The sequence below is a fragment of the Nocardia pseudobrasiliensis NBRC 108224 genome, assembly GCF_001613105.1.
GTDB lineage: Bacteria > Actinomycetota > Actinomycetes > Mycobacteriales > Mycobacteriaceae > Nocardia > Nocardia pseudobrasiliensis.
Genome location: NZ_BDBS01000023.1, coordinates 1 through 24232, shown reverse-complemented (window position 1 = coordinate 24232; position 24232 = coordinate 1). Strand labels below are relative to the sequence as shown.

The following is a 24232-nucleotide window of genomic DNA, read 5'->3' as shown; positions in this document are numbered from 1 at the left end:
CCATGTCGGTGAAACTGCCGTCGGGCGCGCACCTCACCGCGCCGCTCGTGATCCGGATCGCGGGCCTGCCGTCGTCGCGACTGCATCGGCTTCGGTTCGAATCGACCGCCGCTCAGGTCGACGCCGTCGTGCTGCTCACCGACTGGTTGGGCCGCGAGGGCGAGCAGATTTCGGAGGCCCTCTACCCGGTCGTCGGCCATCTGACCGGAAGTCGCAAGGCCCGCGTTGTCGGTTTGCGCCGCACCATATTTCAATGTCGGCTGCCCAGCCCCAGGGAGTGGGACGGCGACACTACGGCCTGCCTGCCCGATCCGCTGGTCGAACGAATCGAATACTGGCTCTCGGAGCGCCGACGGCTCGACGAACTGCGCGCGGCCCTGCCCGCGACACTGGCCGCCGAAGCGCGGGACACGCTCGAGGCGCTGCGGGCCTGCGTCGATGATCCGATGTTCCTCCGGGCACTGTCGCAGTCGAGTCCGGCACTGTTCGACGAACTGGCCAAATGGCTCGCGGGTGGTCGGGCCCCGAAACAGCGCGTCGTCCTGCAGCTGGTTCGGTACCTGTCCCGTGCGGTGGCCAAGACGAGCCCCTACAGCACCTACACCGTCAGCGGATTCGGCGGCTGGAGCCACGACGGACCGGCGGTGGTCTTCACGGCCGGTCGGCCCGCGGTGAGCGGCCGCACCGAACTCAACGGCCTGGTGGTGCAACAGATCATCCGGAATCTGTGTCAGCGACCGCCGCTGTCCGATGCCCTGGCGATCCGCCTGAATCCCAGCCTGACCCGGGTCGACGGGACCGTACTGTTCCTCGGCCCGCCGCCGGACGAATCCTTGATGATGGTGCCGGAGAACGATCTTGTTCGTCGCTGCCTCGACGCCTTCGACGACCACATGTCGTTGCCCACACCCGTATTCCGCGATCACCTCGCCCGCGGTTGCGCGGACCCTGCCGACGCGTGGCGGCAGCTGCGGGAACTGCTCCGGGCGGGCCTGGTCGAGCAGCTGCTGCCGGTGCCCGATCTGTGCCCCGATCCGCTCCGGGCGCTGGCCGATTGGCTCGGGCGGTACGGCGGCGAGTCGGCCGATATCGCCGCGCTGGCCGCGCGGGTGGACGCCGATATCCGCGCGCCCCGCCCGATCGACGATATCGCCGGACATCGCGACTACCGGGGTGCGCTGTTCGACCGGCTCCGAACGCTGGGTGCGCGCGCCGGTGTCGCGGTCGAGGACGCCAAGTCGATCGTGTGCGATAACGCCGTCTTCGACGATCCGGTCGTCGAAGCCCGTTGTGACGCATGGCGACCCGCGCTCGCCGATCTGGATGTCGTCCGATCACTGCTGCCGGTGCTCGACCCGGCCGTGCCGCTTCGCCTGATCCTGGCGGCCTTTTTCGAACAGCGCTGGCCATCGGGAAATACGGTGCCGCTACTGGTCTTTCATCGCGCGGTCGCCCAGGCGCTGGCGGCGGCCCGCGGTGGCGGTGACCCGCTCGCCCGGGAGATGCGCGCGGTGATCGGGGTTCAGGCCTCTCCGATCCCGATCCTCGCGACCAGTTCGGTGCCGCGGGTCCGTGCGCTCGGTGCGATCCAGACGGATATTCGTGCGGCCTTTCGCCTTTCGCCCTCGGACGCGAACGTGCACGGAGCTCGCGCCGAGGAGATCGAGCGCCTGCTGTCCGGGCTACCGGCCTGGGCCGCGCGTTCGCCCTCGTCGATCGGCTGTTATGTGCAGCTGATCTCGGACGCCGATCCGGTGCGCCTGGTGATCAATGCCGTGCACGGCGGACACGGGCGCAGTCGCGCCCGAGTCCAGGCCGTGGCTGGGCAGCAGGCGCCCGGCGATACGCCGATCGGACTGATCGCGCACAGCGATATCACCCTGGCCGAGCTCGGCGGATTGTTCGGATTCACCCCGAACAACCGAGAACCGAGCGTCGTGCGGGAGATCGACTATCCGTTCACCGTGAGCCGCCGCCCCGAATCGGAACGGATTCCGCTCGGCGATCTCGTCGTACGTCTCGACGGCGAGACCGGGCTGCTCACTCTCGCAAGGCAATCGGGTGAGCCCGTGCATCCGCTGCATTTGGGCATGCTCGCCGATGGTCTTCTGCCCCCGGCCGCCCGCCTGCTGATCCAGACCTTCGGCGAGTCCTATTACATTCATCCGAGCCAGCCGGTGCTGATCGCTCCCGAGGAGATGGTGATTCCGGCGGGCGTATTGCGCAGGCCCCGGCTGGAGCTGGGCCGCGTCGTATTGCAGCGGGCCCGCTGGGTGGTTCCCGAGGCGCTGATTCCGGTCCGCCCGGCCGGGATGTCGGACAGCGACTATCTGATCGAGATCGTCGGTTGGCTGCGCGCACACGGGATTCCGTCGACATGCTTCGTCCGCAAATGGTCGAACGGCCTGCGTAATACGGCCGACCGCATCACCGAATGGGTGGCGGACAGCTCCCGCAAACCGGTGTATGTCGACTTCGCGAACTTCTATCTGACCTCGATTTTCGAGCGCATGATGCGCGCGCCCGGACCGGTGGTGATCTTCGAGGAGGCATTGCCGGAGGTGGGAGATTCCCCGGGGCCCGATCGCGCGGACCCGGCCGTTGTCGAATTTCTGATCGAGCTGTCGGGCCAGGAGATCACCTATGGGAATTGAGACCGCGACCGAAACGGACTGGGTAGGCGCGCATATCTACTACTTCGGCGATATGGACGAGGCGATCCGTCGTGTGGTGACTCCGCTGCGGCAGTCGTTCGAGGCCAGCGCGCGGGTGCGCACCAGCTTTTTCCTCCGCTACTGGGACGGCGGCCCACATCTACGCCTGCGGGTGCTGCCGGTCGGGGACGACCAGCGCGAGTGGGTGGAGACGACCGTGGTGACCGCATTCGCGCGGTGGTTCCGCGACTGTCCCGCAACGGCTTCCCTCGATCCGATCGATTACGCACGGGCCGCGCCGGCGCTCGCGGCGGCCGAGGGGTTGCTGTCCTACCGTCCCGAGCTGTCGGCCGACAACACCATCGAATTCATCCCCTATCACCGCGAACACGATCGGTACGGCCACGGGAACTGCCCGGCGATCGTGGAACGGCACTTCGGCGAATCCAGCACGATCGCCCAGCGCATCCTCGCCGGGGAACCGGATCGTCGAACGCTGCTGGTGGGCGCGCAAGCGATGATCCTGCTCGCGTGGTTGTCGGTATTTCCCGATCCGGTCCGGCTGCGTCGTCATCTCGCCGACGCGGCCGAGAAACCGACGGCCGCACCGGCCGAACTGGCCGCGCAGATGCGGGCTCTCGCCGCGGAGGACGCGACGCTCGAAGGAACATTGCCCGAATGGGGTCGCAGTATTCGCCGGCTGGTGCGAGACCTGCGCCAGGAGGCCGCGGGCGGTCACCTCGGCAGCGGTCTACGCGGGTGGGAGGGGCCGGGCGCGGTGCGATCCGGTCCGCACTGTGATTCCGCGTTCGTGGTCGCGGATATGTGTGTTCATCTGCTGTGCAACCGACTCGGGGTCGCCCCGAGTGCGGAAGCGGCGCTGCGCCTGTCGGCGATCGCGGCGATCGATGCGATGAGTTGTGCGCTGACGACGGAAGGGGGCCGAGGATGACCACGATCGACCGGGCGTTGGACTACGAGCTCGTACTGGCACTGCGCCCGGGAGTCTCCCTGGTGGACGACAGCGCCAACGGACGAATCCACCTGCTGCAACGCGGTGTATGGCAGTACAACCAGGCTTTCGAGTACCCGGGCGTGGATTATCGGCGGGTGCTCTCGAGCGCGGCGGCGGGCGAGATCGTCCGGGGCGAGAGCGGAGTCATCGGTATCCGTCACGACGGCGCGATTTCCGAATTGCCCAGGGAGAGCTCCGAATTCGTCGAACACCTCGCGCGCGACGGCTGGCTGACGGTAACGGTGTGCGCGGGATCGCGGCGACTGTACGCGATCCGTCCGCTGCGAGAATTGCCGCCGCAATGCCTGCATCCGGGTCCGGAATCCGGTCCGCCGATTTCGGATACCGAGATCTCACGGTTCGTCGTGGCCCGCCGCGAGATCGGCGTCCTCCTCGAATCACCGCTCGCACCCGCGCATCTGGAGCTGTACGACCCCGATGTGGCGAGTATCTTCGCCCGATTGCTCAGCGGCGCCGACCGAATCGAGGATCCGGTGCCGGGACTGGCCGCACGCCTGGTCCGCGATCTGAGTGTGGTCGGCATGCTCGCCGCGGTCACCGGCGAGCGAACCGAACCGGGTATCCGGCAGTGGCGGCCGCAGGATCTGTGGTTCCATCGCCGCAGCCGTCGAGGTAACGGCGGCTACGACGGACTCGGCTTCGGGCGCACCGGCTGGGGTAAGGAACTGGGCCGAAGCGAACCGGCCCGCCGCGCGAGTCATCCCGGATCGCAGATCGAACTGCCGAGGCCGGATCTGCGGGCACTGTGCACGGCCGATATCCCGCTGGCCCGGGCCGTGGAGGAGCGACGTTCGCATCGCAACTTCGACGATTCGAATCGTGTTCGACTGCAACAGATTTCGGAGATTCTCTACCGATCTGCCCGGGTTCGCTCGCAATATGTACTGGAGGGCACCGAATGTCTGAGCGTGCCGTATCCGTCCGGCGGCGCAGTGTACGAACTGGAAATCTATCTGGTCGCCCGGCTGGTCGACGGACTCGCGCCCGGCTTCTATCACTACGAGAAATATGAGCATCGGCTGCGGCAGTTGCCGGGCGCGAATTCCGCCGCGGCGCAGATGTTGCGCACCGCTGCGGCGGCAGCGGCCGTCCGGCAGATGCCCCAGGCCATGTTCGTGATCACGGCTCGGTTCGGACGCTTGTTGCCGACCTATGAAGAGGTGCCGTACGCGCTGGTTCTGAAGCATGTCGGCGCGTTGTATCAGACCTTGTATTTGGCGGCGACCGCGGTCGGCGTGGGTCTGTGCGGCCTCGGGGCCGGTGACTCCGCCACCTTCGAAACCACGGTCGGACTGGACTTCACCGAGGAGGGCAGCGTGGGGGAGATGATCATCGGCAGCGTCGCGGAGCGGTCATGAGGCGCTCGGTACTCGGGGTCGTCGGCGCGGGCGGTCTGATCGCCGACGCCATCCTCGCCGAGATCCCGAACTCCCGCGCGATCGCCGCCGGAGCGGAGGCGGACGACTGCGCGCTGATCGTCGAGTCGAACGATGGCTGGCACGCCCCGGCTGCTCGCCCCGATCGGGCAAAGCCGTTGCTACCCATACACACCGAGGTCTGGCGGGTGGTGATCGGACCGCTCGACATACCGGGCGTACCGGGTTGTGTGCGGTGCGCCGAAACTCGTCGCGGGCTCGCCGAGACGGATCCGGCGGCCCGGGAAGCGGTGCGCCGGCAGAACGCGGCCGACCTCGCCACCCGCGGGCCCACGGCACTTACCGCCTCCGCGGCCGCGCTGGTCGCCGCCCTGGTCGCCGACGAATGGCGGCGGTTCGACGAGGACTGCCGGACCAGCGGCGCTTTGATATTCGTCGATCTGCGGGATCTGTCCGTATCGAGACATCCGTTCCTACCCGATCCACTGTGCGAGATCTGCGGCGAGCCGGAGATCGATACCGCGGAAGCCGCGCGCTTCGAGATCCGACCGGCGGCCAAACTCGGCCCGCATACCTATCGGGTACGGGACATCCAGACCGAATTCGACCGGCTGCGCGAGCTGTACGTGGATCGAGAATGCGGTGTGATTCGCGAGCTGAGCCGGGGAAATCAGGGTGGTCTCGCGGTCGCCGCCGCGCCGTTCGGCATGCGCACCGGTGGCGTCGAACGCGGTTACGGGCGTACCTCGAGTTACCGGTCGAGCGAGTTGATCGCCGTCCTGGAGGCGCTGGAACGCTACGGCGGGCTCTATCCCGGCGGCAAGCGGACCGCCGTCCGGGCCTGCTATCGCGAGATCGCCGACCACGCACTGGATCCGCGAACCTTGGCCGGACACGCACCGCACAGCTACGACCTCGCCGATTTCGGTTTCGTCCCGTTCCACGACACCCGGGAGTGCGCCTGGGTGTGGGGTTACTCGTTCATGAAGGAGGAGCCCATCCTGGTCCCGGAGTCCTATGCGTACTACCGGGTGCCGCCCCGGCCGGACGAGCCGCAGCGGTCGTTCTACGAGATCTCCAACGGCTGCGCCCTGGGCGGCTGCGCGGAAGAGGCCGTCCTGTACGGGATCCTGGAGACGATCGAACGCGATGCCTTCCTGTTGACCTGGTACGCAAGGCTTTCGGTACCGCGGATCGATCCGGGTAGCGTCTCGCCCGCGACCGCGATTCTGACCGCCACCATCGAGCGCGAGTTCGGTTACGAGATCCAGCTGTTCGATACCACGATGGAACACGGGATTCCGTCGGTGTGGGCGATGGCGGTGGATCCGTCGGAGGATCCCGATCGGCCGAAAGTGGTCTGTGCGGCCGGATCCCATCTGGAAGCCGAGCCCGCGCTGCGCAGTGCGCTGAGCGAACTCGGCCCGATTCTGTCCGGGCTGGTCCGCGGGTACCCCGCCGAGGCAGAGCGGGCCGCGGTGATGGCGGCCGATCCCGACGCGGTGCGCGCGATGTCGGATCATTCGGTGCTCTACGGCCATCGCGGCGTGGTCGACCGGCTCGACTTCCTGTTGAAACACTCCGGGACGGCCGCGATGCGGGCGAGCGGACCGTCCCCGACGGGAGATCTGGGCGAGGATCTGCGCAATGTCATCGAGCGGCTGAGCCGGTGCGGACTCGATGTCATCGTGGTCGACCAGACCACTCCCGAGCACCGGGCCGGTGATCTGGCGTGCGTCAAGGTGATCATCCCGGGCACGCTGCCGATGACCTTCGGCCATCGGTTCCGCCGGATCGAGGGGGTGTCGCGGTTACTGACGGTTCCGGCTCAGCTCGGGTATGCCCGGGGGGAACTGTCCATGGCGGAGCTGAACCCGCATCCGCATCCGTTCCCCTGACGACCGGGCTACCGGTAGTTCACGAACTGCAGCGCGGCGTCGAAATCGGCGCCCTTCAGCAGCGAGATCACCTGCTGCAGATCGTCGCGGCTCTTACCGCTGACCCGCAGTTCCTCGCCCTGGATCTGCGCCTTCACACCCTTGGGGCCCTCGTCGCGAATCTTCTTGGCGATCTTCTTCGCGGTCTCCTGGGAGATGCCCTGCTTGACCGTGCCTGTGATTTTGTACACCTTTCCGGAGGCCTGCGGATCACCGGTCTCGAAGGCCTTGAGCGAGATGTCGCGGCGAATCAGCTTCTCCCGGAAGACTTCCAGCGCGGCCTTGACCCGGTCCTCCGACTCGGCCGTCAGCACGATCTTCTCCTCACCGGACCATTCGATGCTCGCGCCGGTGCCGCGGAAGTCGTAGCGGGTGCTCAGCTCCTTCACCGTCTGGTTGAGGGCATTGTCGACCTCCTGGCGATCGACCTTGCTCACGACATCGAATGACGAATCGGCCACACTGCGCTCCTGTCTCACGGGCTCGGGTTCGTAGCAGAATTTCTACCCCGACCGATCGACGCTAGTCGCCCGGCGCGCGGGAGTCGATCCGGGCTTCCCGCCGGTCATCCCGCGCGCTCGCGCCCCCTATCGGCCGCTGGCCAGCCGGTTTGCGTTGGCGGGCACCCTTCGATGTATCCTCGTCAACGCGCTCAACGGCGCAACCTGGCGGATTGCCCGAGCGGCCAAAGGGAGCTGACTGTAAATCAGCCGCGCAAGCTACGGAGGTTCGAATCCTTCATCCGCCACCTCGAGACCCTCACGGAACCCCGTGGGGGTCTTTTACTTTCGCGAACGTTTCAAAACCGGTTCTGACCACACGGTTTGGCGCTTGGGCGGGTGTATGTGTAACCTCGTTCAAGGCTTCAGCGCCCCGGGTGCGAGCGATCGTCACGCGGAGCGCCCAAAGCTGTGCCCCCTTAGCTCAGTCGGCAGAGCGTTTCCATGGTAAGGAAAAGGTCAACGGTTCGATTCCGTTAGGGGGCTCGCCGGATTGCCGGTGGTAACCCAACTCGGCACTCCAAGCGCCGGGCGGCGACTCCACTGCAATACCGTGTAATGGCGGTGTAGCTCAGGTGGTAGAGCAAACGACTCATAATCGTTGTGTCGCCGGTTCGAGTCCGGCCATCGCTACCCATACTGATTAACCCCTAGGTTGACCGGAAAGAAGGCATAACCGTGGCCGCGAAGTCCACCGATGTCCGGCCAAAGATCACCTTGGCCTGCGAGCAGTGCAAGCACCGCAACTACATCACCAAGAAGAACCGGCGTAACGACCCGGACCGCCTCGAGCTGAAGAAGTTCTGCCCGAACTGCGGCACCCACCGGGCGCACCGCGAATCTCGCTAACTTCACCACGCGTGCGAGCTGCCGCGTAGGTAATGTGCCGGAGCAGGCTTTCGACCCGCTCCGGCACTTGGTGTAAGTGCGGTAGTGAGCGCTCCGCCGACTCCGGTAGCGGGGTCAGATAGGGATCAGCCTTCCGTGACAATCAACACCGATACCGCGGTCGAGACGGACGCCACCACCGAGCCGTTCGACCCCGCCGCGCATGCGGCCACCATGGTCGGCCACCACTACCGCGTCGACGACTTCTACGAGGTCGGTCGGGAGAAGGTGCGCGAGTACGCGCGGGCCGTTCAGGACTATCACCCGGTGCACTGGGACGACGAGGCCGCGCGCGAACATGGCTACGACTCGCTGGTCGCCCCGCTGACCTTCATCTCCCTCGTCGGAATCCTGGCGCAGAGCAAGCTGTTCGAACAGGTCGTCACCGGTTACGACCTCAGCCAGATCATGCAGGCCGATCAGACGCTGGAGTTCCACCGCCCGATCCGGGTCGGCGACCGGCTCGTCTGCGATGTGTATCTGCACTCCTTCCGCCAGGCGCCGGGCGGCGCCGACATGATCGTCACCAAGAACATCGTCACCTCGCGCGACGAGTTGGTGCTCACCACCTACACCACCCTGGCCGGGCGCAGCGGCGCCGATATCGATCCGAATCTGCGCGACATCGCCCGCAATGTGCTGATGCAGGGCGGCAGTATCGATCCGGCCGAGCGCCCCGCGGATATTCCGGTTCCGCCGGTCACCGCGCCCCCTACCCCTATCGCCAGCGTGCCCGAGGTCGCGGCGAGTACGCACGCGCTGCGTTTCGAGGATGTCGCCGAGGGCGATGAACTGCCCTCGCGCGTCTTCAAACTCACCCGCGGCGATCTGGTGAACTACGCCGGCGTCTCGGGCGATCCGAATCCGATCCACTGGAGCGACGAGGTCGTCAAGCGCGTCGGCCTGGACAACGTGGTCGCGCACGGCATGCTCACCATGGGCCTGGGCGGCGGTTTCGTCACCTCCTGGCTGGGTGATCCCGGCGCGGTCAAGGAGTACAACGTGCGCTTCACGAGCATGGTGTACGTGCCCGCGGACGCACCCGCCGAGATCGAGTACACCGGCAAGGTGAAGTCTGTCGACCCCGAGACCCGTACCGCCGTCGTGGCGATCACCGCGAAGTCGGAGGGGCGCCGGATCTTCGGGCGCGCGACCGCCACGGTTCAGCTGTCCTGACAGGCCGATTGGCGATTCGACGGGCCGGTAACGTAGACTCGGGATTCTGGGGTCGCCAGTCGCTGCGCGCTGCTCTGCAAGGGGCGGCGCGCGTATTGTGTGGCTCCCGGAACACAACTGAATAGCACGGGTGCTGGATAACCTAGAGGACGTCCAGCCGAAGGGGCGTAGCTCAATTGGCAGAGCAGCGGTCTCCAAAACCGCAGGTTGCAGGTTCAAGTCCTGTCGCCCCTGCACCGGATGCCAGCGACGAGAGAGGATCGGCGTGAGCGAGCGCAGCGAGCGAGCCATAGGCACAGCGCGCGTCGCGCACGCACACGCCGAGCGGAGCGAGGAGTGGGCGTGAGCGACGAGCGGGATATTCGCGCTGACGACGACACCGCGGTGAATCGGCCGAGTGGTAAGCGGTCGGCTCGCCGGTCCCGTACCTCCTCGAGCGATACCGGTTCGATCGCCACGATCGACCGCAACGGGAGTGGTCCCGCCGGTACGGCATCGCGTAAGGCGTCCAAGCCGGCCGACAAGAAGGCCGGCCGCGGTACGGGCAATCCGTTCAAGCGCCTGGTGAAGTTCCTGCGTGAGGTGATCGCGGAACTGCGCAAGGTGATCTGGCCCAACCGTAAGCAGATGGTCACCTATACGAGCGTGGTGTTGGTGTTCGTGGTCTTCATGGTCGCGTTCATCTACGGAATGGATCTGGCGTTCTTCAAGGGCGTCGACTGGCTGTTCGGCTAGCTGACCGGCGGCGCCGGTCACCGTCCCTCGTCGGACGGTGCCATTCGCCGGACGTTCCGTCCGGCACGCAGAGGAAGTTAGTGACGACACAGGAAGCGAGTGCCCAGTGAGCACCCCGGAGAACGGCACATACGAAGAGTCCTCGGTCGAGGAGGCGGTGGCGGAGTCCGCCGTCGACACGACCGTCGAGGACTCCGCGCCGCCCGCGGAGGTTGCCGACGCACCCGCCGATCCGATCGCGGAGATGAAGGCCGCGCTGCGGCGCGCTCCCGGCGACTGGTACGTCGTGCACTCCTACGCCGGCTACGAGAACAAGGTCAAGGCCAACCTCGAGACCCGCGTGCAGAACCTGGGTCTGGAGGACTACATCTTCCAGGTCGAGGTCCCCACCAAGCAGGTCACCCAGATCAAGAACGGTCAGCGCAAAAACGTTCAGGAGAAGGTGTTGCCGGGTTACATCCTGGTGCGCATGGATCTGAACGACGAGTCGTGGGGCGCGGTGCGAAACACCCCGGGCGTCACCGGATTCGTCGGCGCGACCTCGCAGCCCTCGCCGCTGTCCATCAATGATGTGGCGAAGTTCCTGCTGCCCGAAGAGGAGCAGCAGAAGAAGCCGGCCGCCGCTGCCGCGACCGCCACCGAGACCGAGACGGCTGTCGCCCCGAAGCCGACCATCGAGGTCGATTTCGAGGTGGGCGAGTCGGTCACCGTCATGGACGGTCCGTTCGCGACGCTGCCGGCCAGCATCTCCGAGATCAACACCGAACAGCAGAAGCTCAAGGTGCTGGTGTCGATCTTCGGTCGCGAGACCCCGGTGGAGCTCGGCTTCAACCAGGTCGCGAAGATCTAAAGACTTGCAATAACGCAAGAACTCAACCAAGGAAGAAAGATGCCCCCCAAGAAGAAGAAGGTCGCTGGGCTCATCAAGCTCCAGATCCAGGCCGGCCAGGCGACCCCCGCCCCGCCGGTGGGTCCCGCGCTGGGTCAGCACAGCGTCAACATCATGGAGTTCTGCAAGGCGTACAACGCGGCGACCGAGTCGCAGCGTGGCAACGTCATCCCGGTCGAGATCACGGTCTACGAAGACCGCTCGTTCGACTTCAAGCTGAAGACGCCGCCCGCCGCCAAGCTGCTGCTCAAGGCCGCCGGTGTGCAGAAGGGTTCGCCCGAGCCGCACCGCAACAAGGTCGCCCAGGTCACCATGGATCAGATCCGCGAGATCGCCAAGACCAAGCAGGAAGACCTGAACGCCAACGACATCGACGCCGCGGCGAAGATCATCGCGGGCACCGCTCGTTCGATGGGTATCACCATCGCCGAGTGATCCGAGTTCCAGCGGATCTCCTTTGTTCATCCGAGTTCCAGCGGATCTCCTCTGTTCCCGAGCTTGCGAGGGACTACGTGGGAGGGACGGCCAGTCCCGCACCACTTCTGACTTAGACAAGGACAGACAAAAATGGCAAAACGCAGCAAGGCTTATATCGAGGCGGCCGCCAAGGTCGACCGCGATCAGCTGTACTCCCCGCTGGCCGCCGCGCGGCTGGCGAAGGAGACCTCCACCACCAAGACCGACGCCACCGTCGAGGTCGCCGTGCGTCTGGGCGTCGACCCGCGCAAGGCCGATCAGATGGTCCGCGGCACCGTGAACCTGCCGCACGGCACCGGTAAGACCGCCCGCGTCATCGTGTTCGCGGTCGGCGACAAGGCCGCCGAGGCCGAGGCCGCCGGTGCGGATGCCGTGGGCGCCGAGGATCTGATCGAGCGCATCCAGGGCGGCTGGCTGGACTTCGACGCCGCGATCGCCACCCCGGACCAGATGGCCAAGGTCGGTCGCATCGCGCGTGTGCTGGGCCCCCGCGGCCTGATGCCGAACCCGAAGACCGGCACCGTCACCCCCGATGTGACCAAGGCCGTCAACGACATCAAGGGCGGCAAGATCAACTTCCGCGTCGACAAGCAGGCCAACCTTCACTTCGTGATCGGCAAGGCCTCCTTCGACGACAAGAAGCTGGTGGAGAACTACGGCGCCGCCATCGACGAGATCCTGCGCCTCAAGCCCTCGACCGCGAAGGGCCGCTACGTCAAGAAGGTGACGATTTCGACCAACACCGGTCCGGGCATCCCGGTGGATCCGAACCGCACCCGCAACCTCACCGATGAGGACGCGTAGCAGATAGATCTCGAAGGGCCGGTACGAAATTCGTACCGGCCCTTTGTGTTTGGTGAGTCCGGCGCAAAGAGCGCGCCGGGAAAGTGGAGAGGGGCGCGTGCTGGAGATGGGTAAGTAGGGCCGTTTTGGCAGATGAGCCCCCATCCGCTATCCTGAACAACGGTCGTCGGCGAGTTCGGCGATCACCCCAATCGTTCTACCGAAGACCGTTGGTCGCTGCCCTCGGGCAGTCGAAGGTCCGGCGACATTGCCGGCGGCCCACGCAGGGAGAGCCGAGGTCGGGAAATCTGTGCGAGCCAGCTCGCCCGTGTTTTCTTCTGCGCCCCGGGACGCCCTGCGTCCGGGGCGTTTGTTTTGTCGCCGGACAGCCTCCGGAGTCGGTAGGGGAACATCGAGAACCGACCATCCAGAGAGGAGGCGAAGTATGGCGAAATCCGAGAAGGTCACCGCGGTCGCGGAGATCACCGAGCAGTTCAAGGGCTCGACCGCCGCTGTGATCACGGAATACCGTGGTCTGTCGGTCGGGAAGCTCACCGAGCTGCGCCGGGCGCTTGGTGCGAATGCCACCTACTCCGTCGCCAAGAACACCCTGGTCAAGCGCGCTGCCGCCGAGGCGGGCGTGGAAGGCCTGGATGACTTGTTCGTCGGTCCGACCGCGATCACCTTCATTGCCGGTGAGCCGGTCGACGCCGCCAAGGCGCTGAAGGCGTTCGCCAAGGACAACAAGGCCCTGATCATCAAGGGCGGCTACATGGACGGCGCCGCGCTGTCCGTGTCCGAGGTCGAGCGCATCGCCGACCTGGAGTCGCGCGAGGTGCTGCTGGCCAAGCTGGCCGGCGCCATGAAGGGCAACCTGCACAAGGCGGCCGGCCTGTTCGCCGCGCCCGCCGGTCAGGTCGTTCGCCTGTTCGCTGCGCTCGAGGAGAAGCAGCGCAACGCCGGTGGGGCCGCCGAGGCTCCCGCCGCGGACGCCGAATAAGTCGAAATACCAACACTTTTCCCGTCCCCGCGGGATGAAGCCTCATATCGAAAGGAAACACAATGGCCAACGTTGACGAGCTGCTCGAGACCATCGGTGGAATGACCCTGCTGGAGCTGTCGGACTTCGTCAAGAAGTTCGAGGAGAAGTTCGAGGTCACCGCCGCCGCTCCGGTCGCCGTCGCCGCCGTCGCCGGCGCTGCTGCCCCGGCCGAGGCCGTCGAGGAGCAGGACGAGTTCGACGTCGTCCTCGAGGGTGCGGGCGACAAGAAGATCCAGGTCATCAAGGTGGTCCGCGAGATCGTCTCCGGCCTGGGCCTGAAGGAGGCCAAGGATCTGGTCGAGGGCGCCCCGAAGCCGATCCTGGAGAAGGTCGCCAAGGATGCCGCCGAGGCCGCCAAGGCCAAGCTGGAAGAGGCCGGCGCCAAGGTCTCCGTCAAGTAATTTGCGGTAATTTACTGCTCGAAAAGGGCGGTCCCGTAACGGGGCCGCCCTTTTCGCTATGTTCGCGACAACTTTTCTACTCGTGAGTCAGGTAGGGTGTGCTGCGCCAGCGGCATGCGATACAGTGGCCCAACCAGTGTGATGCGCCACACCGGCGCTGGAAATTGCTCTGTGGTGCGGCCAGTTGGGCGCTCGTCGAAAGAAATTGTTGGAGGTTGGCGTGGGCGTCGAGGTCAGGACCGAAGGTGTCACGAAGTCTTTCGGTTCGCAGCGGATTTGGCAGGATGTCACCCTGACCTTGCCGCCGGGAGAAGTCAGCGCACTGCTCGGCCCATCCGGTACCGGTAAATCCGTCTTTTTGAAGTCGCTGATCGGACTGCTACGTCCCGAGCGCGGCCACATCTACATCGACGGTCACGACATCACCACCTGCTCGAACAAGGATCTCTACGAGATCCGCAAGCTGTTCGGCGTGCTGTTCCAGGACGGCGCGCTGTTCGGCTCGATGAATCTGTTCGACAACGTGGCCTTCCCGTTGCGCGAGCATACGAAGAAGAGTGAATCCGAGATCAAGAAGATCGTCATGGAGAAGCTCGAGCTCACCGGTCTGCTGGGCGCGGAGGGCAAACTTCCCGGCGAGATCTCCGGCGGTATGCGCAAGCGCGCCGGTCTGGCCCGCGCCCTGGTGCTCGACCCGCAGATCATTCTCGTCGACGAGCCCGACTCCGGTCTGGACCCGGTTCGCACGACCTATCTGTCGCAGCTGCTCATCGACATCAACGCGCAGATCGACGCCACGATCCTGATCGTGACCCACAACATCAACCTGGCCCGGACCGTGCCCGACAACATCGGCATGCTGTTCCGCCGTCAGCTGGTCATGTTCGGCCCGCGCGAGGTGCTGCTGACCTCGGAGGAGCCGGTGGTCAAGCAGTTCCTCAACGGCCGCATGATCGGCCCGATCGGTATGTCCGAGGAGAAGGACGAGGCCCAGATGGCGCGCGAGCAGGCGCTCGCCGACGCCGGGCACTACGACAACGGCACCGACGAGGTCGAGGGCATCATCCCGCAGATGAAGGCCACACCCGGCATGCCGGTGCGCCAGGCCGTCGAGCGGCGTCGCGGCCGGGTCCTCGAGATCATGCATACGCTGCCGCATGCGGCGCAGACCGCCATTCGCGAGTCCATGGAGCAGAACGGCGATACACAAGTTCTGCCCGCCTATACCGGCAATGCTCCGGAATACCAGGGCGGCGCGTATGACACCACCGTGCGCCACAACACAACCAACGGGTAACATCCACGACCGTGAATCAAACCCTGGCACGGCTGCGCACCCCGGTCGAGTCGGGTTTTGCACAGGCCGGCAATATCTTCGCGCTATTACTCGACGTAGCGCGTAAGACATTCCGTCGTCCTTTCCAGTGGCGTGAGTTCGTCGGACAGTCGTGGTTCATCGCGAGTGTTTCGATTCTTCCCGCGGCACTGGTCGCAATCCCGTTCGGCGCTGTGGTGGCGTTGCAGACCGGTTCACTCATCAAGCAGTTGGGCGCCGAATCATTCACCGGCGCGACCAGTGTGCTGGCAACCGTCCAGCAGGCCGCTCCCATCGTCACCGCGCTGATCATCGCGGGCGCGGCGGGTTCCGCCGTCGCCGCGGATCTGGGCTCGCGAACCATTCGCGAGGAGATCGATGCGATGGAGGTGCTCGGCATCGATCCGGTGCAGCGGCTCGTGGTCCCGCGCGTGCTCGGCATGATGCTGGTGGCGGTACTGCTCAACGGCCTGGTCGCGGTCGTCGGCATCTGCGGCGGCTATTTCTTCAACGTGCTGCTGCAGGGCGGTACGCCGGGTGCGTACCTGGCCTCGTTCTCCGCCCTGGCGCAACTCCCCGACCTGTGGATCGGCGAGATCAAGGCACTCATCTTCGGCGTGATCGCGGGCGTGATCGCCGCGTACAAGGGCCTCAACCCGAAGGGTGGCCCGAAAGGAGTGGGTGAGGCCGTGAACCAGTCGGTGGTGATCACCTTCCTGGTGCTGTTCTTCGTCAATCTCATTCTGACGTTGGTGTACCTGCAGGTCGTCCCGTCCAAGGGATCCTGAATATGGTTGTCGCACAGCGCTCTCCCGCCCTACGCCGCCTCGGTAACGCCCTGCGCGGTCCGATCAACGTCATCGATCGCGCCGGCGACCAGATGTCGTTCTACTCCAAGGCGATCGCCTGGATTCCGCGCACGATCGTGCACTTCCGCAAGGAGGTCATGCGGCTGCTGGCCGAGGTGACCTTCGGTTCGGGCGCCCTCGCGGTGATCGGCGGCACCATCGGCGTGGTCGTGATGATGTCGGCCTCGGTCGGCGTGGTCGTGGGTCTGCAGGGTTTCAAGGCCCTCGACGCCCTGGGCTCCTCGGTGCTCACGGGCTTCCTGACCGGCTATATCAACACCCGCGAGCTGGCCCCGCTGGTCGCGGCGATCGCGCTGTCGGCCACGGTCGGCTGCGGCTTCACCGCGCAGCTCGGCGCGATGCGGATCTCCGAGGAGATCGACGCGCTCGAGGTGATGGCGGTGCCCGGCGTGCCGTTCCTGGTGACCACGCGCGTCATCGCGGGCTTCGTCGCGGTGATCCCGCTCTACATCGTCGGCCTGATGGGCACATTCCTGGCATCCCGTCAGATCAGCGTGTGGTTCAACGGGCAGTCATCGGGCTCATACGACCACTATTTCAATTTGTTCCTGCCACCCGAGGACGTGCTCTATTCGTTCCTCAAGGTGCTCGTCTTCGCATTCGTGGTCATCCTGATCCACTGCTATTACGGATACACCGCGACGGGCGGCCCGGCCGGAGTCGGTGTGGCCGTGGGTCGCGCGGTGCGAGCCTCGCTGGTTCTGATCAATATCCTCGATTTCTTTCTCAGCCTTGCTATCTGGGGAACGACCACGACGGTGCGGGTGGCGGGATGAACGGTCAAGGGCCGGAGGCGGTAGCTTGCGTAACCACGCAGGCCCTCCGTTCATCCCGGGAGGTGACTGCATGAGCGAGCGCAGCGTTCTCATGTGGCGCAGGACCGAGAAGTTGCGCAAGCGCACTCTCGGCGTGCTGTTCTTCGTCGTCATGGCCCTGTTCCTCTCGACGACGATTGCCGCATACAACAAGGTGTGGGTCAAGGTTGTGAAGGTCGACCTGATAACCGACACCGTCGGAAACGCGTTGACCCGCAATGCGGATGTGAAGGTCCGCGGCGTCACCGTCGGCGAGGTCCGCTCCAGCGAATCCGGCGGCGGCAAGGTCACGCTGCATCTGGCGCTGGACCCCGACAAGGCCGATGAGATCCCGTCCAATGTGACCGCGCGACTGCTGCCCAAGACGCTGTTCGGTGAGCGCTATGTGGATCTGGTCTGGCCGCAGCAGCCCAGCGGGCAGTACCTGAAGGCCGGGGCGACCCTGCAGCAGGACGCCAGCGGTAATGCCGTCGAGGTCAGTCAGCTGCTCGACAGCGTTCTGCCGCTGCTGCAGGCGATTCCGCCGCAGTATCTGGCCTCCACCCTCGGCGCGCTGTCGCAGGCGCTGGGCGGTCAGGGCCAGGAGCTGGGCAACACCATCGACCGGCTCGACCACATCTTCCGCGATCTCAACGGCGTGATGCCGACGCTGCAGGACGACATCCGCACCTTCGCCACGGTCGCCGACACCTACTCCGACGCGCTGCCGCAGCTGGTCGACACCTTCGACAATCTGCGCACCACCAATGCCACCATCGTGCAGAAGCGTTCGCAGATCGACACCCTCTACTCGGTGCTGACCCCGTCCTCGTCGCATACCGCCGACTTCCTGATCGCCAACCGCGACAACATCATCGACGTCGCGGCGAATTCGCGGGAGGCGCTGGAACTGCTGGCCACCTACTCGCCGAGCTATGCCTGCACGATGAAGAACTTCGCCGCGCTGGCCCCGCGCATCACGGCGCTGTTCGGACCGGATACCGAATCGCCCGGCGTGCACACCAATATCCAGATCGTGAATCCGCGCGGCCGCTACCTGCCCAATCAGGACGAACCGCGCTGGCTCGACAACGGCGGGCCGGTCTGTCTGCCGGAGGGTGCGCTGGGAACCGATCTCGGTCAGTACCCGACCGGCGTGTACAACGACGGTTCCTACCCGGTGCCGAGCCGCAATCCGGGTGATCAGAACGCGGGACATCTGCCGCCCGCGCAGTTCTCGGTGTACGGGGCGGGCACGCCGACGCTGGCCGGTTCCCCGGCCGAGCAGAAGGCCGTCGGCGCGGTGATGGGTGCGGCCAGTGGAACATCCCCGGAGCAGGTGCCCGGCTGGATCAGCCGGATCGCGGCCCCGGCCATGCGCGGCAGCGAGGTGAGTGTGCGATGAGGCAACAACTGCGCGGTATGGCCGGGCCGTTGACCAAACTGCTCATCTTCGTCGCGGTGACGCTGTTCGCGACGGCCATGCTCGGCCTGACCATCGCCAACTACTCCGGCGGCGGTAAGACGTTCAAGGCCCGCTTCTCCGATGTGACCTCGCTCAATACCGGCGATGAGATCCGCATCGCGGGCGTGCGCGTCGGCAAGGTCACCAAGGTGGCCGTCGTGGACCACGATCAGGCCGAGGTCAGCTTCCAGCTCAAAGATCGCGACTGGCTGCCCGCCTCGACCACCGCCGCCATCCGCTACCGGAACCTGGTCGGCCAGCGCTACATCGCGCTCGAACAGGGCAGCGGACAGCAGGGCCACAAGCTGAATCCGGGCGGCACGATCCCGCTCGAGCGCACCCGCCCGGCATTGAATCTGACCACGCTGTTCAACGGTTTCCGGCCGCTGTTCCAGACGCTGTCGGCCGATGACGTGAACAAGCTGTCCTACGAGATCATCCAGGTGTTCCAGGGTGAGTCGGGCACGATCACCGAACTGGTGGCCAATACCGCGAGCCTGACCAACAAGATCGCCGACAAGGATCAGGTGATCGGCGAGATCGTGAAGAACCTCAATGACGTCCTGGCCGCGGTCAATTCGCGCGACGGACAGCTCAACGACTTGATCGTCAATACCGAGGCGCTGGTCAGTGGGCTCAACGCCGAACGCGGCACGATCGGCTCGGCGGTGCAGTCGCTGGGTAATCTCGCCTCGTCGACCTCGGATCTGCTGGTGCCGGTCCGCCCCACGCTGCAGGGCTCCATCGCGGGTCTCAATCAGCTGACGGGTGAACTGAATTCGCGTAAGGACGAGGTCAATCAGGCGCTGGCGAATCTGCCGGTCAAGATGGAGAAGCTGGGCCGGGCGGGCAGTTACGGCTCCTGGTTCCAGTTCTATCTGTGCGGCATCGATATCGTCGCCGGGCCGGGTGATCCGAATCTGACACCGGAGTTCAGCATTCCCGCCGGACTTCCCACCGTGAATCAACCCATCTACACCAACCCGGCGCCGCGGTGCCACGGGCAGGGGGGTCGCTGATGGACGAGCGCATCCTGCTGGGCAAGCGCAGCCCGGCCTTCATGGGCGGGCTGGGACTGTTCCTTGTCCTGCTGATCACCGCCTCGGCGTTCTCGCTGGACAAGCTGCCGATCATCGGCGCGGGCACCAAATACACCGCGGAGTTCTCCGAGGCGGCGGGGCTGAAGAAGGGCAACGAGGTTCGCATCGCCGGTGTGAAGGTCGGCGATGTGTCCGATGTCCGGCTCGACGGTGACCGGGTGCTGGTCGACTTCCGCACCAAGGACGCCTGGGTCGGCGATCAGACCACCGCGTCCATCCAGATCAAAACCCTGCTCGGGCAGAAGTATCTGGCGCTGGATCCGAAGGGTTCGCGCGCGGCCGATCCGGATAAGCGAATCCCGTTGTCGCGCACGGTATCCCCATACGACGTGGTGGACGCCTTCAGCGACGCCGCCAAACAGATCCAGCAGACCGACACCGCCCAGCTGGCCACCAGCTTCAAGGTGCTCTCGGAGGCGTTCTCGGGCACCCCGCCGGAGATCCGCGGCTCGATCGACGGTGTGGCGCGGCTGTCGGAGACGCTGGCCAAACGCGATGAGCAGCTCAAGCAGCTGTTCGCGGCGACCAACAAGACCACCAAGGTGCTGGCCGACCGCAATGCCGAATTCGAACGCCTGCTGGCCAACGGCGGTCAATTGCTGGCGGAGCTGAATGTTCGCCAGGTCGCGATCCAGCAGTTGCTCACCGGCGCCAAATCCGTTGCGGCCGAACTGAGCGCGCTGGTGCACGACAACGAGCAGCAGATCGGTCCGGCGCTGACCAATCTGCGCAAGTCGATCGACCTGCTCAACGACAATCAGGCGAATATCTCCAAGACGCTGACGCTGGCCGCGCCGTTCTACAACATCTACGCCAATGTGCTCGGCACCGGTCGCTGGTTCGACGCGGTCGTCGTCAACCTTCTTCCCCCGGCCCTGCCGGACGTCCCCGGTAACCGCCCGCCGGTCCGGCACCTGGGAGGCAACTGATGGAAGCCGCTCGTCGGGATCCGCTGACCGCGCTGCGTGAATCCAGCCGCGGCACCAAGATTCTCATCACCCTGGTCACCGTGGCCGCGGTGGTGCTGGCCGGTGTGCTGTGGTGGCTGTTCGCGCAGTTCAACAACACCAGGATCACCGCGTACTTCGACAAGTCGATCGGTATCTACACGGGTTCGGATGTGCGGATCCTCGGCGTGCCGGTGGGTTCGGTCGATTCGGTCGAGCCGGTGGGTGACCAGGTGAAGGTCACCATGCACGTCGCGCGCAAATACGACATCCCCGCCGACGCGCGGGCCGCGCAGATCACCCCGTCGGTGGTGTCGGACCGGTTCATCCAGCTCACCCCGGTGTACAAGGGCGGGCCGAAGATGGGCCACGACGCCACGATTCCCAAGGACCGCACCGCGACTCCGGTCGAGGTCGATCGGCTGTACAAGAGCATTTCGCAGCTGTCGGACGCGCTCGGTCCCGACGGCGCCAACAAGGACGGCGCGGTCAACGAACTGGTGCGCACCTCCGCGGCGAATCTGGCTGGTAACGGTGACGCGCTGGCCAATAGTTTCACGCAGCTGTCCGGCGCGGCGCGGTATCTGTCCGACGCCCGCGGCGACATCTTCGACACCATCAAGAACCTGCAGGTTTTCGTGCGCACGCTGGCCGATAACGATGCGCAGGTCCGCCAATTCAATTCGCAGCTGGCGGATCTGGCGAGCTTCCTCGCGGGGGAGCGGCAGGATCTGGGTCAGGCGCTGAATCTGCTGTCGGTGGCCCTCGGCGATGTCGCGCGGTTCATCGACGACAACCGGGATCTGGTGGCGCAGAACGCCGATTCGCTGACCAAACTCACCCAGACGCTCGCCGATCAGCGTGACGATCTGGCCCGGGTGCTGCCGGTGATTCCGGTCGCGCTGAGCAACCTCATCAACGCGCACAACGGCGAAGCCGGAACCCTGGACATGCGCACCAACTTCACCGATCTGCAGGATCCGGCGGGCGCGCTGTGCAAGATGATCGACCTGAGCAAGCTGCGCCCCGGCGATCCGCAGTTCGATGCGATCGGCCGCCAGTTGCGCCCGATCCTGGACCACTGCAAGACGATCACCGATCAGATCACCGCGGGTGTGAAGACGCCGACGCTGATCCTGCCCTTCGGCATCATGTCCGGCGACAACGAGCAGCGCGCCCCGGTACCCGGCACCGTGCCCGGGACGCCGTCGGATCGCCAGCCCCCCTCGCAGCAGGAAGGCGGCCAGCGATGAGCCGGTTGATGCGAACCCTCGCCGCCACAACGGTTCTGGGTATGTCGGCGGTGCTGGTGACCTCGTGCGCCTCCGACGGCATCTACAGCATTCCGCTGCCCGGCGGCGCCGACACCGGTGAGCATCCGTTGCACATCGATGTCCGCTTCGACGACGTTCTGGATCTGGTACCGCAGTCGGCGGTGAAGGTCGAGGGTGTGGCCGTGGGCCGGGTCGACAAGATCGATGTGGCGCCGGACGGCTGGACCGCGAGCGTGCATACCGTGATCAACTCCTCGGTGAAACTGCCCGCCAACGCGCACGCCGAGGTGAAGCAGTCCAATCTGCTGGGCGAGAAGTTCATCGAATTGACCGCTCCCGCAAAGGAGCCCGCGTCGGGTCAGCTGAAGGACGGCGCGGTCATCCCCGTCGAGCGCACCCGGCACGCCACCGAGGTCGAACAGGTACTCGGCGCATTGTCGTTGCTGCTCAACGGCGGTGGCGTGGCGCAGTTGCAGCCGGTCGTGGTCGAGTTGAACAAGGCGCTGTCCGGTCGTGAGGACAAGGTGCGCTCACTGCTGGATCAGGCCAACACCCTGATCGATGGGCTCAACAAGCAGGTCGACGATATCCAGCGGGCGCTGGACGGATTGGGCGCGCTGTCGAGCCGGGTCGGTCAGCAAACCCAGCAGATCGGCAAGATCCTCGACGAATTGCCCGCGGGCATCAAAATTCTCGACGAGCAGCGGCCGCAGCTGATCGAGTTGCTGAAGCAGCTGGATCGGGTGGGTCAGGCGGGGTTCGACGTCCTGGATCACTCCAAGGAGAATCTGATCCGCGATCTGACCTCGCTGCGGCCGACGCTGCAGGAGCTGGGCCGTTCGGCGCCGGATCTGGTCACCGCGTTCCCACTGATCCCGACCTATCCGTTTCCGGACGCCTCCATCAAGGCGGCCTTCGGCGGTTCGGTCAACACCTTCCTGGTGGTGGATCTGCAGATCGCCAATACGCTGTCCAATCTCGGTGCGGGCAAACCGAATCCGGTGTTCATCCAGCCGAATCCGCCGATCAATGTCGACCCCGCCAACCCGTGGGTCAACGGCAACGGCCCGCGTCCGGGCTGGCCGACGATCTCACTGCTGCCGCTGCCCCCGGCCGTCGTGCCGCCGCCGCCCGCGCCGAACAACCCCATCGCGGGGATTCTCGATCAGTTGGGAGTGGGTGGTCCTAGATGAGTCGGCTCGTCAGGTATCAGCTCATCGGGTTCGTCGTGATCGCGGTGCTCGGCGTGGTCTTCGTGGGCGCGAAGTACGTTCACCTCGATCACATGCTCGGCTTCGGGGAGTACCGGGTGACGGTCAAGGCCAAGGAGACCGGCAATCTGTCCAAGGGGGCGGAGGTCACCTACCGCGGTGTGCCGGTGGGCCGGGTGGACAGTATGAATGTCACGCCCGACGGCGTGGTCATCTATCTCGAGATGGATTCCGGGAAGCCCAAGGTGCCGGCGAGCGCGAAGGCCGTGGTGGCCAACCGTTCGGCCATCGGTGAGCAGTACGTGGATCTGATGCCGAACGGTTCGGGCGGCCCGTATCTGCACGACGGTTCGGTCATCGACGGCGCCGAGACCCCGATCCGGGTCGAGGACCTGCTGGCCAGCGTCGACCATTTCGCCTCGACGACCGATCTGCAGGCGTTGTCGACGACGGTCACCGAGCTCGGCAAGGCGTTCGACGGCCAGGGCGACAATCTGCGCGTACTGGTCGACTCGCTGAACAAGTTCAGCCAGGCCGGTGTCGAAAACCTGCAGCCCACCATCGATCTGATCAACAACGCCAAGACCGTGCTGTCGACGCAGGCGGATCAGTCCAGCGCGATTCGGCAGTTCAGCGACGGCCTGGACAAGCTCAGCCTGCAGTTGAAGGCCAACGATCCCGATATCCGCCGTCTGATCGGCACCGGGACCGACGCGGGCAGTTCGATCGATGCGCTGCTGAAGCAGAGCGCCGATCCGCTCACCCGCGATCTGGCGAATCTGCGCCTGCTGACGCTGTCGATCTCGCCGAAGTACTACGCGCTCAAGCCGTTGCTGCAGATGCTGCCGATGCTGTCGTGGGGTGGTTCGGCGACCGCGCCGGGCGACGGCACCACGCATTTCGGTCTGGTGCTCGAGACCAACAATCCGCCGGCCTGTACCCAGGGCTACGAGGGCACCAAGCGCATTCTCGAGGAGATGAAGGCGCAGAACCCGAACTTCGACGACACGCGCGACGACTTCCCGCTCAATATGGACGCCAAATGCACTGTGCCCTTTGGTAATCCGACCGACGTCCGCGGCGGCGCTCGGGCCGAGCTGGCCGATCCGAGTATTCATCAGCCCTGGGACGACAAGCCCAAGGTCGATCCGGACCGGCTGGACCTGTCCCCGGTGGCCGTGCAGTTGGCGACCCTCATGGGAGTGACTCCGAAGCGGTGAATTCCGACGACGCTAGGGTGGCGCTGTGAGTTCCGACCCGATCACCGCAACGCCGCCCGCCGCGCCCGAAGCGCCCGTGCCCGTCGAGAGATCGGGTTCGCGCGTGCGCACCGCGCTGACCGCCGTCGCCGCGGCCGCCGCCG

General features: G+C 65.6%; 22 protein-coding genes and 4 tRNA genes. 25 read left to right on the top strand and 1 reads right to left on the bottom strand.

What is annotated here, in order from left to right:
- The first annotated feature begins 2 nt into the window (after window positions 1-2).
- The 4 genes from NP4_RS18800 to NP4_RS18785 are packed head-to-tail and all read left to right on the top strand — an operon-like array spanning window position 3 to window position 6964.
- Window positions 3-2654, top strand: a complete 2652-nt coding sequence (locus NP4_RS18800) for a lantibiotic dehydratase (RefSeq protein WP_067999477.1) — start codon at window positions 3-5, stop codon at window positions 2652-2654.
- Window positions 2644-3606 carry a lantibiotic dehydratase C-terminal domain-containing protein gene (locus NP4_RS18795; RefSeq protein ID WP_067999475.1) on the top strand — a complete coding sequence of 321 codons (963 nt, stop codon included), beginning with the start codon at window positions 2644-2646 and terminating at the stop codon, window positions 3604-3606. Before NP4_RS18800 ends, NP4_RS18795 begins: the two co-directional genes overlap by 11 nt.
- Window positions 3603-5048 (top strand): SagB family peptide dehydrogenase, encoded by a 1446-nt coding sequence (locus tag NP4_RS18790; protein ID WP_067999473.1) that lies wholly within the window; start codon window positions 3603-3605, stop codon window positions 5046-5048. Before NP4_RS18795 ends, NP4_RS18790 begins: the two co-directional genes overlap by 4 nt.
- Window positions 5045-6964, top strand: a complete 1920-nt coding sequence (locus tag NP4_RS18785; protein ID WP_067999472.1) for a TOMM precursor leader peptide-binding protein — start codon at window positions 5045-5047, stop codon at window positions 6962-6964. The genes NP4_RS18790 and NP4_RS18785 overlap by 4 nt, the downstream gene beginning before the upstream one ends.
- An 8-nt stretch (window positions 6965-6972) precedes the next feature.
- On the opposite strand, the gene NP4_RS18780 is transcribed toward NP4_RS18785, so the two are convergent.
- Window positions 6973-7464 (bottom strand): YajQ family cyclic di-GMP-binding protein, encoded by a 492-nt coding sequence (locus NP4_RS18780; RefSeq protein ID WP_067999813.1) that lies wholly within the window; start codon window positions 7462-7464, stop codon window positions 6973-6975.
- 206 nt (window positions 7465-7670) lie between these two features.
- On the opposite strand from NP4_RS18780, the gene NP4_RS18775 reads away from it, so the two are divergent.
- The 21 genes from NP4_RS18775 (at window position 7671) to NP4_RS18675 (ending at window position 24089) form a co-directional block, all read left to right on the top strand.
- A tRNA-Tyr gene (locus NP4_RS18775) sits at window positions 7671-7751 on the top strand.
- 165 nt (window positions 7752-7916) lie between these two features.
- A tRNA-Thr gene (locus tag NP4_RS18770) sits at window positions 7917-7989 on the top strand.
- A gap of 74 nt (window positions 7990-8063) precedes the next feature.
- Window positions 8064-8136: transfer RNA gene (locus tag NP4_RS18765), tRNA-Met, on the top strand.
- 45 nt (window positions 8137-8181) lie between these two features.
- The gene (rpmG, locus tag NP4_RS18760) at window positions 8182-8352 is read left to right on the top strand and encodes a 50S ribosomal protein L33 (RefSeq protein WP_011211653.1); all 171 of its coding nucleotides are present in this window, start codon (window positions 8182-8184) and stop codon (window positions 8350-8352) included.
- A gap of 135 nt (window positions 8353-8487) precedes the next feature.
- The gene (locus NP4_RS18755) at window positions 8488-9567 is read left to right on the top strand and encodes a fused (3R)-hydroxyacyl-ACP dehydratase subunits HadA/HadB (RefSeq protein ID WP_114755599.1); all 1080 of its coding nucleotides are present in this window, start codon (window positions 8488-8490) and stop codon (window positions 9565-9567) included.
- A gap of 161 nt (window positions 9568-9728) precedes the next feature.
- A tRNA-Trp gene (locus tag NP4_RS18750) sits at window positions 9729-9801 on the top strand.
- Between the two features lie 108 nt (window positions 9802-9909).
- Window positions 9910-10302, top strand: a complete 393-nt coding sequence (secE, locus tag NP4_RS18745) for a preprotein translocase subunit SecE (protein WP_067999809.1) — start codon at window positions 9910-9912, stop codon at window positions 10300-10302.
- Between the two features lie 157 nt (window positions 10303-10459).
- Window positions 10460-11152, top strand: coding sequence for a transcription termination/antitermination protein NusG (gene nusG, locus NP4_RS18740; RefSeq protein ID WP_245997837.1), 693 nt, complete (start codon window positions 10460-10462; stop codon window positions 11150-11152).
- Window positions 11153-11191: 39 nt separating this feature from the next.
- A complete protein-coding gene (gene rplK, locus NP4_RS18735; protein WP_067999467.1) occupies window positions 11192-11626 on the top strand; it encodes a 50S ribosomal protein L11 in 435 nt (144 codons plus the stop codon).
- A gap of 132 nt (window positions 11627-11758) precedes the next feature.
- Window positions 11759-12472 (top strand): 50S ribosomal protein L1, encoded by a 714-nt coding sequence (rplA, locus tag NP4_RS18730; RefSeq protein WP_067999465.1) that lies wholly within the window; start codon window positions 11759-11761, stop codon window positions 12470-12472.
- A 424-nt stretch (window positions 12473-12896) separates the two neighbouring features.
- A complete protein-coding gene (gene rplJ, locus NP4_RS18725) occupies window positions 12897-13451 on the top strand; it encodes a 50S ribosomal protein L10 (RefSeq protein WP_067999463.1) in 555 nt (184 codons plus the stop codon).
- Window positions 13452-13513: 62 nt separating this feature from the next.
- Window positions 13514-13894 carry a 50S ribosomal protein L7/L12 gene (rplL, locus tag NP4_RS18720; protein ID WP_067999461.1) on the top strand — a complete coding sequence of 127 codons (381 nt, stop codon included), beginning with the start codon at window positions 13514-13516 and terminating at the stop codon, window positions 13892-13894.
- A 220-nt stretch (window positions 13895-14114) separates the two neighbouring features.
- Window positions 14115-15191, top strand: a complete 1077-nt coding sequence (locus tag NP4_RS18715; protein WP_174556154.1) for an ABC transporter ATP-binding protein — start codon at window positions 14115-14117, stop codon at window positions 15189-15191.
- Between the two features lie 11 nt (window positions 15192-15202).
- Window positions 15203-15997, top strand: a complete 795-nt coding sequence (locus tag NP4_RS18710; protein WP_067999456.1) for an MlaE family ABC transporter permease — start codon at window positions 15203-15205, stop codon at window positions 15995-15997.
- Window positions 15998-15999: 2 nt separating this feature from the next.
- Window positions 16000-16854, top strand: coding sequence for an MlaE family ABC transporter permease (locus NP4_RS18705; protein ID WP_067999455.1), 855 nt, complete (start codon window positions 16000-16002; stop codon window positions 16852-16854).
- 70 nt (window positions 16855-16924) lie between these two features.
- On the top strand, window positions 16925-18277 hold the full coding sequence (locus NP4_RS18700; RefSeq protein WP_114755600.1) for an MCE family protein: 1353 nt from the start codon (window positions 16925-16927) through the stop codon (window positions 18275-18277).
- On the top strand, window positions 18274-19356 hold the full coding sequence (locus NP4_RS18695; RefSeq protein WP_174556153.1) for an MCE family protein: 1083 nt from the start codon (window positions 18274-18276) through the stop codon (window positions 19354-19356). The genes NP4_RS18700 and NP4_RS18695 overlap by 4 nt, the downstream gene beginning before the upstream one ends.
- The gene (locus NP4_RS18690) at window positions 19356-20366 is read left to right on the top strand and encodes an MCE family protein (RefSeq protein WP_067999452.1); all 1011 of its coding nucleotides are present in this window, start codon (window positions 19356-19358) and stop codon (window positions 20364-20366) included. Before NP4_RS18695 ends, NP4_RS18690 begins: the two co-directional genes overlap by 1 nt.
- A complete protein-coding gene (locus NP4_RS18685) occupies window positions 20366-21637 on the top strand; it encodes an MCE family protein (RefSeq protein WP_067999451.1) in 1272 nt (423 codons plus the stop codon). The genes NP4_RS18690 and NP4_RS18685 overlap by 1 nt, the downstream gene beginning before the upstream one ends.
- Entirely contained in the window at window positions 21634-22851 is a 1218-nt protein-coding gene (locus tag NP4_RS18680) for an MCE family protein (RefSeq protein ID WP_067999449.1), read from the top strand. Before NP4_RS18685 ends, NP4_RS18680 begins: the two co-directional genes overlap by 4 nt.
- Window positions 22848-24089: an MCE family protein gene (locus tag NP4_RS18675; protein ID WP_067999447.1), complete on the top strand. Its 1242-nt coding sequence runs from the start codon at window positions 22848-22850 to the stop codon at window positions 24087-24089. The genes NP4_RS18680 and NP4_RS18675 overlap by 4 nt, the downstream gene beginning before the upstream one ends.
- Window positions 24090-24232: the final 143 nt, after the last annotated feature.